The sequence below is a fragment of the Actinomadura rubrisoli genome (assembly GCF_004349215.1).
GTDB lineage: Bacteria > Actinomycetota > Actinomycetes > Streptosporangiales > Streptosporangiaceae > Spirillospora > Spirillospora rubrisoli.
On record NZ_SMKU01000076.1, the window covers coordinates 1 to 17676 of the forward strand.

The following is a 17676-nucleotide window of genomic DNA, read 5'->3' on the forward strand; positions in this document are numbered from 1 at the left end:
GCTGCCGCGTCCTCATTGGCCGGGCATTGTCCACTTCCGCCTTGATCCGCGCGGCCTGGTCAGCGTCGGCCTGGTCGCCGCTCTGATCGACGGTCGGCGCGGTGGTGTGGTCGGACGGTGGCATGCCCAGGGTCTCGGACGATGAGCGGCGCTTGGTGACGCGGGACGGGTCGGCGGTCTCTATGCCGAAGTCGAGGAGTTCGATCAGGCCGGTGCCGTGGCGGTGGAAGGACTCGTACACGAGGTCGGAGGGGCGCCGGACGCCCTGGACGTCGCGGAGGGCGGTGACCATGACGTCGGCCAGCCGGGAGTAGTCGGCGAAGGCGACGGACGGCATTCCGCCCGGCGAGCCGGCCTCGGGGAGTTCGGTCCACCAGTTGCGGGGGGCGGGTTCCAAGGGCGGGCGCCAGCCCGCTTCGCTCATGACCTCCTCGTCGGCCAGCGTCAGCAGGAGCGGGCCGTCGAGGAAGTTGTTGCTGACGGCCTCGGCGTAGAGCCGGTCGGGCTCGCGCATGGCCTGGACGTAGTGCCGGCTCTCGTCGCGCTCGCGCACGATGAGGATGGTGTCCCGTTCGAGACCCGCCAGCTCACGCCCCAGCCGCCGGGCGAACTCGGACCACTCCAACAAGATCACTCCCTACGACCGGGGACGGACCCCCGGCCCCCCGCGAGACCAAGCCCGAGACCCGATGATTGTCGCCACGGACGCCGCGCGCAAACCGGGAGTTCACTCGGGCGGGGGTTCGTGACGCAGCACACGCAGGGCCTCGCGCAGCGCCTCCGGATCCCCGCCGTGGCGATCGAGGACCTCGATGAGTTTGTGCAGGATCTCGTGGCGTTCGTAGCCCACGTCGAGGAGTGATTGGGCGGTCTCCCACAGCTGTGGCGGGTCGCCGTTCCACAGGCGCTCAGTGAGGCGCTCATGGGCGTCCAGGTGTGCCTCGTCGGCGCCGGGGTGCTCGAATTCGAGGATGATGCGGCGGTCGTCGGGGTCGGCCGGGTCGAGGGTCGACAGGTCGATGGATCCGTGCCGTCCGCTCTGGCGGTGGGTGCCGGACAGGAACGGCAGCGCGAACGCCCGGCGGGGCAGCGCCTCCAGTTCGCCGTCGGGGAGCAGGCGATCGACGAGCTCGCGGTCGAGTCCGAACGCGGACGGGTCGCGGTATGCCTCGGCGAACTTCCCGGTGGCGTCCCAGACGGCGTCCAGTGTCGCTCTGACGCCCTCTTCGGGGAGACCGGTGCGTTTGCCCGCCCACCGGACCCACGCGGCCAGGACGTGCGGTACGGCCTCCTGCTCGGAGGGGGACAGCAGGACCTTGCGGGGCAGCCAGTCGAGCAGGAACATCTCGCACTTGATCGGGCTGACCCGGAGCGGCCGTCCGAAGTCGTGGGTGCAGCCGTAGTCGATGATGCGGTCGACGCATCGGATGGCGGCCGCCAGGTCTGACAGGTCCTCCGCCTCGTCCGAGGCGAGAAACCGGGTCGCGATCGTGGCGCGCCGGTCGCGCCCGTACACCGGTGGCTGGGGCAGCCGTCCGCCCGGCGGGAGGATGCCCGTGCGGGCCCGGACGAACGCGTGGTACGAGCCGAAGTTCTCGTTCACCGGCGGGTCGTCGGTGTGGTCGGTGAGTTCCAATGCGCTCTGCAGTTGCGCCTTGGTGTCGCGCGGGTCGAGCTGCTCGAACCGCATCAGCGGGTTGTCGCGGCCCTCCCTGCGGCAGTGGTCGAGGAGCTTGTCGACCTGGGACGAGACCCAGGCGTCACGGACCATCCCGCTCGTCGGCGGCAGCCCGTCGCGTGCTGCCGGTGCGAACGGGTCGCCGGCGTGCTGGACGGTCCCGGCCTTGTTGCGATCGACCAGGACGACCAGCGCGTGCCGTTCGGCCCCTCCGTAGGTGTAGGTGCAGACGATGGAGTCTTGGTCGCCGTAGACGTCCCTGGAGACGAAGCACTCCTCGGGGGCGACCATCCCGACGCGGTCGGCCCAGCCCGGCCTGGCCACGCCGCGCTCCATCAGCTCCAGCGCGGCGCGCTCGGCCTTGGCGGCCTGCCGGGGGGTGCCGAGGTAGGCCATCCCGGTGAGCAGCGCCAGCGCGGCCGGTGTGCCCGCCCGTCCGGCGTAGTCGACCAGGGCCTCGCCGATGACCTCCTCCACGTCGCCGCCCGGGACGCGGTGGCCCCACCAGGAGCCGAGGATCTCGCTGACGATCAGCTCGGCGTCCAGGGGGCTGCGCACGGCCAGCAGTTCGCGGGCATGGCGCAGCATCCCATCGAAGATCGCGGAGACCTCGTCCGAGGGAGGCGGGCCGTCCCCCGCCGGATCCCCGGAGGAGCGGTGGCGGCTGCGGGGACTCACATCCCCAGTTTCTCAGATCCCGCGCCTGGCGTTGTCCAGGACGGCGGCGAAGGCCGCATTGGGACGCCGTGAACGTGGATGTACAGGCGGACCGCTCAGCCGTTCCCGTCACAGCCGGAGCCGGAGCCGGAGCCCGAGCCGTGCGATCGTCCGGAAGGCGGCTCCGATTTCAGCATGCCGAGCAGGTGCTCGCGCGCCATCCGCTCGACCCGGGCCGGGGTGGCGTCGAGCCCAAGATGCGTCATGCAGGCATGGACGTCGTTGACGCACTGGTGGACGGCGTCGGAAGAGAATGTGGCGAACTCGTCCGACAGGCGTCGCGTGAGCGCATCGCGGGTCTCGCTCCGGTGATCGGTCAGTGCAGGCATCTGCGCACACCTCCGCGCACGGGTTCCGGCGGACGGGGCCGAGCCGCCGGCCGAGACGAAGCGCGTGCGGATCGACCCGGCTTGGGACCCCTCCGCCTGAACCTCGCCTCGATGTCTCATTCCAGCGCTTTTGTCGGGAGAGTCAAGAGATACCGGGGCGACGTTTCGCAAATTCTGGCCTGCCCTCGTCAGGGGTCTCGTCCGGTTCCCCTTGCACGGTGTCCACTTCCGCCTCCTCGGCGTCCGCCCAGCCCGCGTGATGCCGTACCGCCCAGTCACGATCCACGCGCCCGGTGAGCATCCCGGTGAGCGCGCCGCGATCCCGCATCGCTTCCCACAGGTGCCCGGCCGTCACCACCAGGATCACAAGGAAGAGCCAGTCATGGACGAACGTGGCGCCGGTGCGCCACCGGTCCGGCCACGGATCGGGGAAGGTGAGCAGTTCGCCCGTCCCGAGCATGACGAGGATGGCGCCGGCGGTGAACGCGGCGTTCAGCTTCTGCCCCGCGTTGAACTTGCCCACTGGCAGGACTCCGCGGCCGCCGCGCACGGCGCGGCGGTCCCTGCGCTTGAGCCATTCCCAGTCGTGCGGCGTGAACCTGTTCAGCCGCCCCAGGTCGGCTCGGAACGCGCGCGAGAGCAGGCCCAGGACGATCGGGACGGGCAGCGCGAACCCGCACCACACATGCACCGTCTTGACCAGTTCCCGGCGCCCCACCACCGTGGACAGGGCCGGGAAGTACAGCAGCGCCGCCGTCGCCAGGCACGCCAGCATCAGCAGGCCCGTCACATGGTGGATCGACCTCTCGGCCCGAGTGAAGCGGGCCAGCCAGGCGGGGGCGGGATCACGCGGTGGGCGCATCGTCACGTCCGTTCGACCGCCCGACCCAGGCGTCCACGTCGTAGCCACGGCGCTCCCAGTAGCCCGGCCGGACCTTGTCGGTCAACTCGATGCCGCCGAGCCACTTGAGCGACTTGTAGCCGTACATGGGCGCCACGTACAGCCGCACCGGACCGCCATGGTCATGAGTGACCGGTCCGCCCTCCATCTGCGTCGCGACCAGGACGTCCCGCCGCCGCGCCTGCTCCAGGGTCAGCGACTCGGTGTAGGTCCCGTCGAACGAGGTGAATCGCACGGCCTTAGCAGCAGGGGACACGCCGACCGCATCCAGCAGATCGGGCAGCGCCACCCCCACCCACCGCACGTCCAGCACCCGCCAGCCCGTCACGCACTGGAAGTCTTTGTCGAGCACCGTCTGCCGCATCCGCGCGAGATCGGCCATGCTGAACGTTCGAGGCTTGGTCACGAGACCGTCCACGGTCATGCGCCAGTCGGCGGCGCTGTAGTGCTTCACGCTTCCGGTGACCGTGTAGTAGCGGAATCCGCCGGCCGCCGGTAGGACGTTCCCTAGTTGCCCTACCGGCGCGAGGGCGCGGTTGACCTTCTGCTGGACGGACGCTCCCACGGCGACCCCCGCAACGCCGAGGCCGAGCATCCCCAGCACGACCCGTCGCCCCACGGGACTGCCTTCTGCCCGTTCCTCCTCGTTCACAGCTCCATTCGAGCACCGCGACGCCCATACCGCCATGGTCGGGACCGTCCCGTAAGACTTCCGACAGATCTCGGCACGGCGCGGATTCGGCCGGTGGAGGCGAACGATGGGCCGACCTGCGAAACCGGACGGATCTAAGCTGGGCGCATGGCCACGAAGGTTCAACTAGCGCAGCGCCCCGAAGCCGACGAGCTGCTCGGGCGCAGCCCCCTCGCCGCACTGGTGGGCATGCTCCTCGATCAGCAGGTCCCGATGGAGTGGGCGTTCTCCGGCCCGTACACCATCCTCCAGAGGCTCGGGTCGGACGATCTGGACGCTCACGAGATCGCGGCGTACGACCCGGAGCGGTTCGCGGGTCTGCTGTCGGAGAAGCCGGCCGTGCACCGGTACCCCGGGTCCATGGCCAAGCGGGTGCAGCAGCTGTGCCAGTACCTCGTGGAGAACTATGACGGGGACGCGGAGAGGGTCTGGAAGGGCGTGGACAGCGGCAAGGAGCTGTTCAAGCGCCTGAACGGCCTGCCCGGGTTCGGCAAGCAGAAGGCGCAGATCTTCCTGGCACTGCTGGGCAAGCAGTACGGGGTGCGGCCGGAGGGCTGGCGGGAGGCGGCGGGCGCGTACGGCGAGGAGGGCTCCCACCGGTCGGTGGCCGACATCACCGGCCCAGAGTCGCTCGCCAAGGTCCGGTCCTTCAAGGCGGAGGCGAAGGCCGCTGCCAAATCCGCCAAATAGGGCAGACCGTCAGGCGGCCCGCCAGTCCCCTCGTGCCACAGCAGCCCCATCGATCAGGCCGACCCGGTCGACTTTGCCGTCTTTTTGCCAGGCGACACGGGTGATTTGTCCAGTGAAGCGGGCGAGGGGCGGGTGGTTTTGCCGGTGACCGGAACTCGCCGAGCGCGCCGGGTTCACGGCCCGTGGCGTCCAGGGGCCGTAACATCTCCTACTCGCCGTCCGAGCGGGCCGCTCCGGCGCCCCGCGGGGGCGGCGTCCGAATCCGAGGTCGCCACCTGGGACCGCAGGGACAAGGATGTCCATCAGGGCTTCCGTCGGCGGCGAACCATCGGGATGATGAAAACCTGACTCCGATCGGTGTTGTGATGGAGGCGGGAGCGCTAGCCTGCTCCCATTCACTCATAGTGATGAAAAACTGCCGCGCGGTACGGGACCTTCTGGGGCGGAGGTGTTGTCCATGAGCACCGAGACGTCCGTTCCGCATCCCCGCGTCTCAGGGGTGGAGGGCCAGCCCATGGATGCGTCCGATGCCGCGCTGTACGCGACCCTGCTCAAAGAGGCCCCCGGCGGGCTGGCGTTCTTCGACTGCGACCTGCGCTGCCGCCGGGCCAACGACGCGCTCGCCGCGCTCCTGCGCGTGCCCGTCCGCGATCTCCAGCAGCGACTGCCCGCCGAGGTGCTGCCGGAGCCGCTGGCGGCCGCGTTCGAGACGGCGCTGCGCAAGGTGCTCGCCGAAGACCGCCCGCTGAGCGATCTTGAGCTGGTCGTCCCGGCCGCCGAGGCCCCGGGCGACCCGGGAGGCGACTCGGCCGTCGCCACAGCGGTCGAGGAGCGGATCCTGGCCTGCACCTGGCTGCCCGCCCGGGACGCCGAGGACGAGCCGCTGGGCGTCGTCCTGACCGCGCTGGACGTGACCGAGCGGCGCCGGGCCGAAGAGGTCATCCGCCGCAAGGAGCAGCGCTACCGCTCGCTCGTGGAAGCCAGCGCACAGGTGGTGTGGGTGGCCGCGCCCGACGGCGGGGTCATCGACGACGCGCCCGAGTGGCGCGCCATCACCGGCCAGACGCCCGACGACTACGCGGACGGCGGCTGGCTTTCGGTGGTGCACCCCGAAGACCGTCCCCGCATCGAGGCCACCTGGCGTGAATGCGTCGAGGACAACCGCGTCTTCGAGACCAACTACCGCGTCCGCACCAAGAGCGGCACCTTCCGGCACTTCGACGTCCGGGCCGTGCCCATCCGGCAGGGCGGCATGGTCATCGAGTGGGTCGGCGCCAACACCGACGTCACCGGGCAGCGCGAGGCCGAGGAGATGCGCGGGCGGCTGACCGAGCAGTTGTCGGCGGCGGCGCTGCGCACCGCGCGGCTCCAGCAGGCCACCTCGATGCTCGCCGAGGCGCTGACCGTCTCCCAGGTCGTCCAGGTGATCACCGAGGTCGGCCGGTCGGCGATCGGCGCCGACTACTCCGCGGTCGCGCTGCTGGACGACGACAAGCTGCGGCTGAGCATCGTCGCACCGTCCCAGCCGGGCGGCGAAGGCGAGGTAAGGCCGGTCTCCCGCGACGACATCAAGGTCAGCGACCAGACCGTCATGTCGGTCGCGGTGCGCGAGAGCCGCCCGTTCCTGGCCGAGCACCCCGACAGCCTCCGCCTGCAACTCGGACGCGACGAGAAGGGCCTGTTCGCCCAGCACATCGAGGAACGCGCCTGGGTGGGCCTTCCGCTCCTGGCCGCCGGTGCGCCCATCGGCGCGCTCCGGTTCTCCTTCACCCGCCCAAGGGAGATCACCGAGGAGGAGCGGGTCTTCCTGGAGGCCCTCGCCGGTCAGTGCGCCCTGGCCGTGGAGCGTGCCCTGCTGTTCGAGCGCGAGCACAAGACCGCCGAAGAGCTCCAGCGCAGCCTCCTGCCCAGCGACCTTCCGCAGCTGCCCGGCATGGTCCTGGCCGCCCGCTACAACCCGGCGACACGCCACGTCCAGGTCGGCGGCGACTGGTACGACGTGTTCCGGCTCCCGGACGACCGGCTCGCCGTGGCCGCCGGCGACGTCATGGGCAAGGGCGTCCTGGCCGCGGCCGGAATGGGACGCGTCCGCAACGCCCTGCGGGCCCTCGCGCTGAACGACCCTCGGCCCGCCGCCGTCCTGGCCGGTCTCGACCGGTTGTTCAGCGCCACGGAGGACGAGGAGCAGTTCACCACGGTCGCGTACGCGGTCATCGACCCCGAGACCGGACGCGGCGCCTTCAGCAACGCGGGCCACCCGCCACCCCTGCTGATCTCCCCCGATCGGTCCCCGCGCGTCAGCACGCGGGAGCCGGGAACGCCGCTCGGCTGGCCCAGCCAGCGACAGCAGACAAGTTTTTCCATCGAGACCGGCAACACTGTGGTCTTCTATTCCGATGGACTTGTGGAGAACCGTAGACGCGGGGTGGACGCCGGGCTGGAGGAGCTCGTCGCCGTCGCGGCCGACGCCCCACCTGAAGTGGTAGGAGATCCTGAGAGACTCGTCGACTTCCTGGTCGATCGGATGCTTGCCGGATACGAGCAGGTAGACGATGTGACCGTGCTTGCCCTGCACGTCCCGCCCAAGCCCGCGTGAAGCCCGCCGAAGACGGCGCGAAGACGGCGTAGTACGTACGAAGGACCGTCCCGCGCCCTCTAAGGTGGAGTGTTACCGGGCAGGACATCCAGAGCGGAATGCGCAGCAGTGCCAGAATGCTTGACCCTAGTAAGAGCGGGTACGCTGCGGTCCCGCACCGGAGGTCCCGCCCAGTGTGTGGTCCCACCCAGTGTGAGGCCGGGCCCGTCAGGGCACTTGGGTCAACCCAGCCACACGTTCGTTCGAGAGGTATTTGTGTCGCCTGCTAGCTCGACCTCGAAAGCGTCAGATCTGCACGAGCACGTCATCGCGCAACTGATCGAGCGTGGACGGTCCCAGGGTTACCTCGAAGCCGACGACGTACGACGTACGTTCGAGGAGGCCGACATCCCCGTGTCGAAGGCCTCCAGCATCTTGCGGAGCCTCAGCAAGGAGGGTGTGACCGTCATGGTGAGCGCTGCCGACTCCGCAGCGCCCAAGCGTCCGCGCAAGCGCGCGGCGCCGCCGGCGCGCAGGCCCAAGACAGCCGCTGCAGCCAAGGAGCAGCCAGACACGGTGACCGCCGTCGTGAGCGACGACGAGGCCGCCGAGGAGACCGCCGAGGCGCCCCGCCCGGCGCCTCCGCGCAAGACCGCGGCCCCAAAGGCCGCCAAGCAGAAGAAGGGCGCCCAGGCCAAGAAGTCCGCCCCGGCGCCGAAGGCGGCCGCACCGGCCGCGTCGGCCAAGAAGGCGGGCGACGACCCCGACCTTGAGGACGACGTGGAGGTCGACATCGAGGCCGACCTGACCGACCTGGAGGCCGATCTCGAGGTCGAGGCGGCCGTGGTGGCCGTCGAGGCCGACGAGACGCCCGAGGAGGACGAGCCCGCCGCTGCCGCCGCGCCCGCGGCCAAGGCGTCCGCGTCCGGCAAGCCGGGCCCGGAGGGCGCGACCCCGGCCAACGAGGAGGAGTCGTTCACCCTCGGCGACGACGACGAGGACGCGCCCGCCCAGCAGATCGCGGCCGCCGGCGCCACCGCCGACCCGGTCAAGGACTACCTCAAGCAGATCGGCAAGGTCCCGCTGCTCAACGCCGAGCAGGAGGTGGAGCTCGCCAAGCGCATCGAGGCCGGGCTGTTCGCCGAGGAGCGCCTCGCGTCCGACGGCCCCTCGATGTCCGAGGACGACCACGAGGACTTCGAGTGGATCGCCGAGGACGGGCGCCGCGCGAAGAACCACCTGCTGGAGGCCAACCTGCGGTTGGTCGTCTCGCTGGCCAAGCGCTACACCGGACGCGGCATGCTGTTCCTGGACCTGATCCAGGAGGGCAACCTCGGCCTGATCCGCGCCGTCGAGAAGTTCGACTACACCAAGGGCTACAAGTTCTCCACGTACGCCACCTGGTGGATCCGGCAGGCGATCACCCGCGCGATGGCCGACCAGGCCCGCACCATCCGCATCCCGGTGCACATGGTCGAGGTCATCAACAAGCTGGCGCGCGTGCAGCGGCAGATGCTCCAGGACCTGGGCCGCGAGCCCACTCCGGAGGAGCTGGCCAAGGAACTCGACATGACCCCTGAGAAGGTCGTCGAGGTCCAGAAGTACGGCCGCGAGCCCATCTCCCTGCACACCCCGCTCGGCGAGGACGGCGACAGCGAGTTCGGCGACCTCATCGAGGACTCCGAGGCCATCGTCCCGGCCGACGCGGTCAGCTTCACGCTGCTGCAGGAGCAGCTCCACTCGGTGCTCGACACGCTGAGCGAGCGCGAGGCGGGCGTGGTGTCGATGCGCTTCGGCCTCACCGACGGCCAGCCGAAGACGCTGGACGAGATCGGCAAGGTGTACGGGGTGACCCGGGAGCGCATCCGGCAGATCGAGTCCAAGACCATGTCGAAGCTGCGCCACCCGTCGCGCTCGCAGGTCCTGCGCGACTACCTCGACTGACGATCGGCACGCCGGTGTCCGCGCGCCGGTGATCGATCGGCGCGCGGGCCGGCGATCGGACGCGCGTAACGGCGATCGAGCGTGCCTAAACGGCGATCGGCATGCGGTGCGGGGCCCGTCCTGGCCGGACGCGGTCCCGTTCCGCGTGCTGGACGAGGCCCGCTCCGGCGGCGGCGCCACATCCGGCCGGCGTGCGGCGTCCGGCAGGCGCAGCGTGCCTTACGTGTGCAGGATCACATCGAGGTTCGTGCCGTTCAGCTCGACGGTGTGGCCGAGGCCGGCGACGGCCTTGAGGAGCTCGTCCGGGGTCCGGGGCGACGCGCCCGCCTGGATCAGGTCGTGCGCGATCTTCCCGCGCGTCGCCTTGGCCATGTGGCTGACGACCGTCCGCTTCGGGACGCCGCCGAGGATCCGTTCGCGGAACACGCGAACCGCCACGGCGGGCTGCGGCGCCTTCCAGACCGACGCGTAGGGGCCCGAGCGCATGTCGACGATCAGGCCGTCCAGCCGCAGCGCCTCGCCCATCACCGGCCGCCACAAGGCCGCCAGCTTGCCTTTGCGCGGCAACGAGACCGCCATGGCCAGTCGATATGGGGGAATGCGGTCGGCGAGCCTCAGGGCGCCCCACAGGCCCGAGAAGACGATGACCTGGTCGGCGGCGGCCTGCCGGCCGGAGTCCGACAGGCCGGGCAGGTCCAGGTTGTCGTAGAGGACGCCCGTGTAGAGCCGCGCGACCGGCAGGGTCGGTGCCTCGTACAGGGCCCTGTTGCGGGCCAGCGCCTCGTCCGCCTGCCCTGCGGGCAGCCCGAGGACCTTGGGGGCGTTCTTGCGCCTGCTCACCTCGGCCAGGGCCGCCAGGACGCGCTGGCGGACGGGGTTCAGCTCGGGGAAGCTCAGCGTCGCCAGATCGAGGGCGGGGCCGTCCCCTTCGGTGGCCTTCTTCTCCGAAGGCGGAAGCAGGATGTGCACGATCCTCCCCGAAAGCGTGGTGCGACGCGATGGCGCGGTTTTCCGGACTCGGTGTCCCGAAGCCAAATGGACGCCATTTGTCGTTACTCTAGTTACTCTAAGTAATCAATAGATGACTATACGCAATCAGCGGACGGGCTGGATTGCAGGGAATGCGAACGGCGGCCACGCTCCGCGGTGGCCGCCGTCCTGGGTCCTGCTATTTCGATGTCCGCCGCTAGTCTTCCACGACGGCAGTGGGGGTTTCGTTCAGCCTGTCAGTCTCGTCCTGAATGTCGGCCCCGTTGGCTCGGAGCGCCTCCGTGTACTTGCGACCGTGGTGGGCGCAGAACAGAAGGTCGCCGCCGCCTACAAGGACTGCACGGACGTAGGCCTGGGCGCCGCAGCGGTCGCAACGGTCGGCGACGGTCAGCGGCTTGGTTGGGGCAAGGGCTCCAGTCACGGCACCTTCCTCATGCTCGGGGTCGGTACTTAGGAGAACATCTAACCCGACGCGGACGTTCCCAACCTGTTTCCGCGTACGCCCAGAGCAGAATGGTCCAATAAGTGACCGAGGTCACATCGGGCTCTGTCATGACCCCAGTCAGGCATCAGAGCGACCATCCAGGTCAGACCGCGTCCCAGCGGAACAAACGGGTCGCCAGGAGCGCTCCGGCCAGCGCGACGCCCAGCAGCACGCCGATTTGCGGCAGCGCGGACATCGGCCCAAGACCGCGTCCCATCACGTTCAGCATCCCCTCGTTCAGATAGCGCAGGGGGAAGATGTACGACAGCGTCCTCATCCAGGCGGGCGCCGAGTCCAAGGGGAAGAACGAGCCGCCCAGGAACGCCATCGGCAGGACGATGAGCTGCGTCACGGCCTGGGCCGTCTCCTGCGTCTTGGCCCACGCGCCGATCACCATCCCGATCGACAGGAACGCCAGGACGCCGGCCATCACCATCGGGATCGCCATCCACCACGAGTGGCCGAGCTTCAGCCCGAACACCGGCAGCTGCGCCACGAGCACGAACAGCGCGAACTGGACGAGCGCCACGGCCAGGCTGACGGCGACGCGCGCGGCGAACACCGTGGGGATCGGCGCCGGGGACAGCTGGAGCCGCCGCAGGATGCCCTTCGTCCGCCACGTCACGAGCGTCTGGGACGCGCCGAACACGCCCGCCGACGCCAGCGCCCAGCCCAGCAGGCTCGGCGTGAAGAACTGGATGGCCGTGAGCGAGTCGTCCTCCACCTGCTGCGCCGTCATCCGGAACGCGGGCGGCCTGCCGGACGCCGACTGGACGATCGAGTCCATCAGCCCCCGCACCGTCCCGGACTTGACCTGGTCGGCCGCCGAGTAGTGGACGACCAGCTCGCCGCCGCGCTGCTCCACGGCCGCGTCCGTGTCGCCCTTCTCGACCTTGCGGAGCGCCGCGGCCCGGTCGCTGGCCGCCGTCACCTTCAGGATCTTGCCGAGCCCGGCGGGGTCGCGCGCTACGGCCTGGTCGAGGATCGACGACCTGCCGACCTCCATCACCTTCACCTTGGACGTGGTCTGGTGCCCGAACACCCCACCGAAGATCACCAGGAACATCAGGGGGAACAGCACGGTGAAGAACAGCGCGCCGCGGTCCCGGCGGAAGCCGAGGAACATGGCCCACGCCAGGCTCTTGAAGCTGTCGAACGCGCTCACGCCCGGTACTCCCGTCCGGTCAGGTCGAGGAAGACGTCCTCAAGGGTGGCGCCGTGGATCTGGACGCCGGTCAGGGCGTCCTCGGCGGCCATCGCCGCGACCACGGCCGAGGGGTCCCGGGTGGAGATGGTCAGCGACACGCCGTCGTCCTGCGCCTCGTCGGCGCCCGGCAGCCCCCGGGCGTCGTCGAGCGCGAGGACCCCGCTGGCCACGCTGATCCGGGCGGGCGCGTCCAGGCCGCGCACCAGCACCGCCGGCGGGCCGAGCCGCAGGATCCGGCCCGCGTCCATGATCGCGACGCGGTCGCAGAGCAGCTCCGCCTCGTCCATGTAGTGCGTGGTGAGCACGACGGTCCGGCCCTCGGTGCTGATCCGCTTGAGCACGTCCCAGAGGTTGCGGCGGGCCTGCGGGTCGAGCGCGGCAGTCGGCTCGTCCAGGAACACCAGCTCCGGGTCGTGGACGAGCGCGCACGCGATCGACAGCCGCTGCGCCTGCCCGCCCGACAGCTTCTCGACGCGGACGTCGGCCTTGTCGTCCAGGCCCACCGCCTCCAGCATCGCGTCGGCCCGCTTGGCCGGGACGCCGTAGAGCGAGCCGAACGTCCGCAGCTGCTCGCGCGCGGTCAGCCGTTCGAAGAACGACGACGCCTGCAGCTGCACGCCGATCCGGGGGAGGAGCCTCGGGTTGCGCGGCCACGGCGGCAGGCCGAGCACCGACACCGCGCCGCCGTCCGCCTCCCGGAGCCCCTCGACGATCTCCAGTGTCGTCGTCTTGCCCGCCCCGTTGGGGCCGAGGATCCCGAAGAACTCGCCCTCCTCGACCGCGAAGGTGACCCCGTCCACCGCCAGGACGTCCCCGTAGCGCTTACGGAGGTCCGTGACCTCGATCGTTTGTGCCATGACCAGCACATTAGGGAACGGCGGACGGGGGGAGCACCCACCCATAGGTGGACGTTCCGGGCCTCCACCCGCCCCGGCGTGGACGCAGGTGGGGCGGGTCGCGGAGCCCGCCGGGGGCCTGCGATGACGTCCGAGGCGGCGAGCCTTTCGATGGATTGTCGGCGGCCGGGGGTACCCTTCTGCCGAATGTCCTACCCCCGAGGAGCACACGCAGTTGACCGCCGCGACCGCCGAAGCGACCACCGACGACCAGCACGGCTACTCAGCCCGGCACCTTTCGGTGCTGGAGGGGCTGGAGGCCGTGCGGAAGCGACCCGGGATGTACATCGGGTCGACCGACAGCAGAGGGCTCGCGCACTGCCTTTGGGAGATCGTCGACAACTGCGTCGACGAGGCCCTGGCCGGGTCCTGCACCCATATCAGCGTGGTGATGCACGCCGACGGGTCGTTCGAGGTGGGCGACAACGGTCGCGGCATCCCCGTCGACCTTGAGCCGAAGACCGGCCTGCCCGGCGTCGAGCTGGTCATGACCAGGCTCCACGCGGGCGGCAAGTTCGGCGGCGTGTCCTACACCGCGTCGGGCGGCCTGCACGGGGTCGGCGCGTCCGTCGTCAACGCCCTGTCCGCGCGCCTCGACGTCGAGGTCGACCGCGAGGGCCACACCCACGCCATCAGCTTCCGGCGGGGCCTGCCCGGCGAGTTCGCCGAGGACGGCCGTCCCAACGCCCGGTTCAAGAAGAGGTCGGGCCTGCGGCAGGTCCGCAAGGTCGCCAAGAAGGTCACCGGCACGCGCGTCCGCTTCTGGCCCGACCTGCAGATCTTCCTCAAGGACGCCACGGTCGAGCAGTCCCTGATCTTCGACCGGATGCGCCAGACCGCGTTCCTCATCCCGGGCCTCACCATCGACGTCCGCGACGAGCGCGGCGAGGAGGTCCTGGAGGAGACCTTCCGGTTCGACGGCGGCATCAGCGAGTTCTGCTCCTACCTGGCCAAAGACGCCCCCCTTGGCGACGTGCTGCGCCTGCGGGGCCGCGGCCACTTCACCGAGACCGTCCCCGTCCTGGACGATCAGGGCCACCTCACGCCCACCGACGTGGAGCGCGACCTGGAGGTCGACGTCGCGCTGCGCTGGGGCACCGGCTACGACACGATCACCAAGTCGTTCGTCAACGTGATCGCCACCCCCAAGGGCGGCACCCACGTGCGCGGCTTCGACCGCGCCGTGCTCAAGGTGCTCAACGAGCAGCTGCGGGCGGTGAAGCTGCTCAAGAACGGCGACGAGGACGTCCTGAAGGAGGACGTCCTGGAGGGCCTCACCAGCGTGGTGACGGTCCGGCTGCCCGAGCCGCAGTTCGAGGGCCAGACCAAGGAGGTCCTCGGCACCTCCGCGGCCACGCGCATCGTCTCCCAGGTCGTCATGCGCGAGCTGCGGGCCGTCTTCGAGAACCCGCCGCGCGGCCAGAAGCAGTCGCTGCGGGCCGTCCTGGAGAAGGTGGTGGGCGCGGCCAAGACCCGCATCGCCGCCCGCACCCAGCGCGACAACCAGCGCCGCAAGAACGCCCTGGAGAACTCGGCCCTCCCGGCCAAGCTGGTCGACTGCCGTACCGCCGACGACCGCAGCGAGCTGTTCATCGTCGAGGGCGACTCGGCGCTCGGCACCGCCAAGCTCGCCCGCGACTCGGAGTTCCAGGCGCTGCTGCCGATCCGCGGCAAGATCCTCAACGTGCAGAAGGCGTCCGTCGCCGACATGCTGAAGAACGCCGAGTGCGCGGCGATCATCCAGGTGCTCGGGGCCGGCTCGGGCCGCACCTTCGACCTCGACGCCGCCCGCTACGGCCGGATCATCCTGATGGCGGACGCGGACGTCGACGGATCGCACATCCGCTGCCTGCTGCTCACCCTGCTCTACCGCTACATGCACCCGATGCTGGAGGCGGGCCGGGTCTTCTCGGCCGTCCCGCCGCTGCACCGCATCGAGCTGATCAAGCCCAAGAAGGGCAACGACAAGTACGTCTACTGCTACAGCGACGCCGAGCTGCGCCGCAAGCTGGTGGAGTTCGAGCGCAAGGGCCAGCGCTGGAAGGAGCCCGTCCAGCGCTACAAGGGCCTCGGCGAGATGGACGCCGACCAGCTGGCCGAGACCACCATGGACCCGCGCCACCGCATCCTGCGCCGCATCCGCATCGAGGACGCGGAGGGCGCCGCCAAGATCTTCGACCTGCTGATGGGCAGCGAGGTGGCCCCCCGCCGCGAGTTCATCACCGCGGGCGCCTCCGAGCTCGACACCGAGCGCATCGACCTCTGACCACGCCCCGGTGCGGCGAGATCACCGGGCCTTCGCACAGCTCGCCCCCCACGTGATCGCGGCCCGCCGCCGGGCCCCGGCCCGCCGCCGGGCATGGGTCGGCGGGGAGGACGGGCCGGGCTGAGACACGCTGGTCCACGTCGTCGCCCTTGGGTCTTGTTCGTCGTGAGCGCCGCGCGCGGGGACGAGCCCCACGGTGTCCGTATCCGGCCATGTCAGGCCGGTCGAGCGACCGGGAGGACGAGGCCGTCCACCCGCCGGTGGAGATCCCGAAGTCCAGCCCGGGTCCGATCCGCCGGGACGCGGCGGGCCCTTAGCGTCGAGGGCATGAACACGCTGGACAACGCAGCTCTCGCCGTCTCCGCCCGGCCCCGGGCACCGCACCGGCGGACGCGGGGCACCGGACCGGTTAGCGTCGTGTCGTGAACTTCGGGAAAGGCACCGTCGGGGAGCGGATCACCCGGACGCTCGTCTTCGGCGCCCTGCCCATCTGGGGGCTCACGGCCTACGTGCGGGGCCTGTTCCACAGCGATCCCGCGCCGGCCCTGCACGGCGCCGGGCTGGCCGTCGCCGTCCTCAACGCGGTCATGTTCGCGCTGCTGGCCGGCGGCCTGTGGGTGGGACGCCGGAAGGAGTCCTCTTGGCGGCGGCCCGGGATCGGCCTGCTGCTGGCCTCGGTGGCGGTGGCCCTCGCGCTCTACGCGGTCGCGCCGCACAGCGGCAGCGGCTTCTTCTTCTCCATGGTCGCCCTGTGGGCGCTGGTGGTGCGGCTGCCCCTGCCCTGGGGCATCGGGGTGAGCGCGCTGACCATCATCGTCCTGGGCGCCCTCGGCGAGATGTTCCGGGAGGGCGGCGCCGACCTCGGCCTGATGGCGGCGTTCGGCGGGCTGACGCTCGGCGCCGTCGCCAGCCGGCACGCGGTCAACGCGCAGGAGGCGACCCGCCGGGCGGAGGCCGCGAACGCCGTGCTGGCCGAGCGGTCCCATATCGCCCGGGAGATCCACGACATCCTCGCGCACTCGCTGTCGGCGCAGATCGTCCATCTGGAGGGCGCGCGGCTGCTGCTGTCCCGCGACGGGGACCGGGTGCAGGCCCTCGACCGGGTCGAGCGCGCGGGGAACCTGGCCCGGTCGGGGCTGGAGGAGACCAGGCGGGCGCTCGCCACGCTGCGCGGGGAGATCCCGGAGCCGAAGGAGGCGATCGCCGAGCTGGCGGAGGAGTTCTCCGTCGGCACCGGCCGTCCCTGCGACGTGCGGGTGACGGGGGTCCCGCGCGAGTTGTCGCCGCAGGCCGGGCTGGCGGTCGTCCGCACCGCGCAGGAGGCGCTGACGAACGTCCGCAAGCACGCGCCCGGCGCGCGCGTCCACGTCGTCCTGGCGTATCTGGACGGGGCGGTCGAGCTGGAGGTGATCGACAGCGGCGGCACGGAGGAGGTGCTGGAGCTGGACGGCGGCGGGTACGGCCTGGTGGGCATGCGGGAGCGCGCCGAGCTGATCGATGGGACCCTGGAGACGGGGCCCAAGGGCAAGGGCTTCCGGGTCTCCCTCCGGGTGCCCGCGTGACACGGGACGGGACGCGGTGAGCGACAAGACGAGGATCATGGTCGTCGACGACCAGACGGTGGTGCGGGAGGGCCTGGTCCTGCTGCTGGAGCTGCTGCCCGGCATCGAGGTGGCGGGGTCGGCCGGCGACGGCGAGCGCGCCGTCGCGATGGTCGCCGAGCTGCGGCCCGACGTCGTCCTGATGGACCTGCGCATGCCGCGGATGGACGGGGTGGAGGCGACCCGGCGGATCAGGGAGGCCCATCCGGACGTGGAGGTCGTCGTCCTCACCACCTACGCCGACGACGAGTCGATCTTCGCCGCGCTGCGCGCCGGGGCCCGCGGCTACCTGACCAAGGACGCCGGGGCGGAGGAGATCGCGCGGGCCGTCGCCGCCGTCCGCGGGGGAGCGGCGCAGCTGGACCCGGCCGTCCAGCGCCGTCTCGTCGAGGCGGTCGCGACGGGTGAGCCGCGCGGCAGGCAGGACCGGCCGGGGCGCGACGGCCTGCCCGACGGACTGACCCGCCGCGAGGCGGAGGTCCTCGCGCTGATCGCCGCGGGACGGTCCAACGCCGAGATCGCGGGCGACCTGTTCATCAGCGAGGCGACCGTGAAGACGCACATCAACAACCTGTTCGCCAAGGCGGGCCTGCGGGACCGCGCCCAGGCCGTCACCTACGCGTTCCGCCACGGCCTCGCGGGCTGACCGCGCGGTTCCCGGGGACGGGCCGGCCTTGCGAGGGCCTGTCCAGGGTCAACGTGCGGTA

15 protein-coding genes are annotated in these 17676 nt (G+C 70.8%); 6 read left to right on the forward strand and 9 right to left on the reverse strand.

Going from position 1 to position 17676, the window contains the following annotated elements; translation table 11 throughout:
- The 5 genes from E1298_RS16700 to E1298_RS16720 all read right to left on the reverse strand — a co-directional run.
- The coding region (locus tag E1298_RS16700; protein WP_424923093.1) for a TY-Chap domain-containing protein at positions 1 to 628 on the reverse strand (628 nt) is incomplete at its 3' end.
- A 99-nt stretch (positions 629 to 727) separates the two neighbouring features.
- Complete coding sequence (locus tag E1298_RS16705; protein ID WP_165975493.1) at positions 728 to 2266, reverse strand: hypothetical protein; 1539 nt, start codon at positions 2264 to 2266, stop codon at positions 728 to 730.
- A gap of 185 nt (positions 2267 to 2451) precedes the next feature.
- Complete coding sequence (locus E1298_RS16710) at positions 2452 to 2724, reverse strand: hypothetical protein (RefSeq protein ID WP_131894197.1); 273 nt, start codon at positions 2722 to 2724, stop codon at positions 2452 to 2454.
- A 142-nt stretch (positions 2725 to 2866) separates the two neighbouring features.
- Positions 2867 to 3586, reverse strand: a complete 720-nt coding sequence (locus E1298_RS16715) for a cytochrome b/b6 domain-containing protein (RefSeq protein ID WP_131894199.1) — start codon at positions 3584 to 3586, stop codon at positions 2867 to 2869.
- Positions 3570 to 4244, reverse strand: coding sequence for a molybdopterin-dependent oxidoreductase (locus E1298_RS16720; RefSeq protein WP_131894201.1), 675 nt, complete (start codon positions 4242 to 4244; stop codon positions 3570 to 3572). Before E1298_RS16720 ends, E1298_RS16715 begins: the two co-directional genes overlap by 17 nt.
- Positions 4245 to 4424: 180 nt before the next feature.
- Here E1298_RS16720 and E1298_RS16725 point away from each other — a divergent pair, with 180 nt between their 5' ends.
- The 3 genes from E1298_RS16725 to E1298_RS16735 all read left to right on the forward strand — a co-directional run bounded on the left by E1298_RS16725 (position 4425) and on the right by E1298_RS16735 (position 9525).
- A complete protein-coding gene (locus E1298_RS16725; protein ID WP_131894203.1) occupies positions 4425 to 5006 on the forward strand; it encodes an HhH-GPD-type base excision DNA repair protein in 582 nt (193 codons plus the stop codon).
- 457 nt (positions 5007 to 5463) lie between these two features.
- Entirely contained in the window at positions 5464 to 7602 is a 2139-nt protein-coding gene (locus tag E1298_RS16730) for a SpoIIE family protein phosphatase (RefSeq protein WP_131894205.1), read from the forward strand.
- Positions 7603 to 7857: 255 nt separating this feature from the next.
- Entirely contained in the window at positions 7858 to 9525 is a 1668-nt protein-coding gene (locus E1298_RS16735; protein WP_131894207.1) for an RNA polymerase sigma factor, read from the forward strand.
- Between the two features lie 219 nt (positions 9526 to 9744).
- Here the strand turns inward: E1298_RS16735 and E1298_RS16740 are convergent, their stop codons facing one another.
- The 4 genes from E1298_RS16740 to E1298_RS16755 all read right to left on the reverse strand — a co-directional run bounded on the left by E1298_RS16740 (position 9745) and on the right by E1298_RS16755 (position 13063).
- Positions 9745 to 10494, reverse strand: coding sequence for a YaaA family protein (locus tag E1298_RS16740; protein WP_131894209.1), 750 nt, complete (start codon positions 10492 to 10494; stop codon positions 9745 to 9747).
- A gap of 217 nt (positions 10495 to 10711) precedes the next feature.
- Positions 10712 to 10936 carry a DUF7455 domain-containing protein gene (locus E1298_RS50385; RefSeq protein ID WP_131894211.1) on the reverse strand — a complete coding sequence of 75 codons (225 nt, stop codon included), beginning with the start codon at positions 10934 to 10936 and terminating at the stop codon, positions 10712 to 10714.
- Positions 10937 to 11102: 166 nt separating this feature from the next.
- The gene (locus E1298_RS16750; RefSeq protein WP_207944670.1) at positions 11103 to 12164 is read right to left on the reverse strand and encodes an ABC transporter permease; all 1062 of its coding nucleotides are present in this window, start codon (positions 12162 to 12164) and stop codon (positions 11103 to 11105) included.
- Entirely contained in the window at positions 12161 to 13063 is a 903-nt protein-coding gene (locus E1298_RS16755; protein WP_131894213.1) for an ABC transporter ATP-binding protein, read from the reverse strand. The genes E1298_RS16750 and E1298_RS16755 overlap by 4 nt, the downstream gene beginning before the upstream one ends.
- 214 nt (positions 13064 to 13277) lie before the next feature.
- On the opposite strand from E1298_RS16755, the gene E1298_RS16760 reads away from it, so the two are divergent.
- The 3 genes from E1298_RS16760 (at position 13278) to E1298_RS16770 (ending at position 17615) form a co-directional block, all read left to right on the forward strand.
- Positions 13278 to 15368 (forward strand): DNA gyrase/topoisomerase IV subunit B, encoded by a 2091-nt coding sequence (locus E1298_RS16760; protein WP_131894215.1) that lies wholly within the window; start codon positions 13278 to 13280, stop codon positions 15366 to 15368.
- A gap of 422 nt (positions 15369 to 15790) precedes the next feature.
- Positions 15791 to 16930 carry a sensor histidine kinase gene (locus E1298_RS16765; protein WP_207944671.1) on the forward strand — a complete coding sequence of 380 codons (1140 nt, stop codon included), beginning with the start codon at positions 15791 to 15793 and terminating at the stop codon, positions 16928 to 16930.
- Between the two features lie 16 nt (positions 16931 to 16946).
- On the forward strand, positions 16947 to 17615 hold the full coding sequence (locus E1298_RS16770) for a response regulator (RefSeq protein WP_243725622.1): 669 nt from the start codon (positions 16947 to 16949) through the stop codon (positions 17613 to 17615).
- Positions 17616 to 17676: the final 61 nt, after the last annotated feature.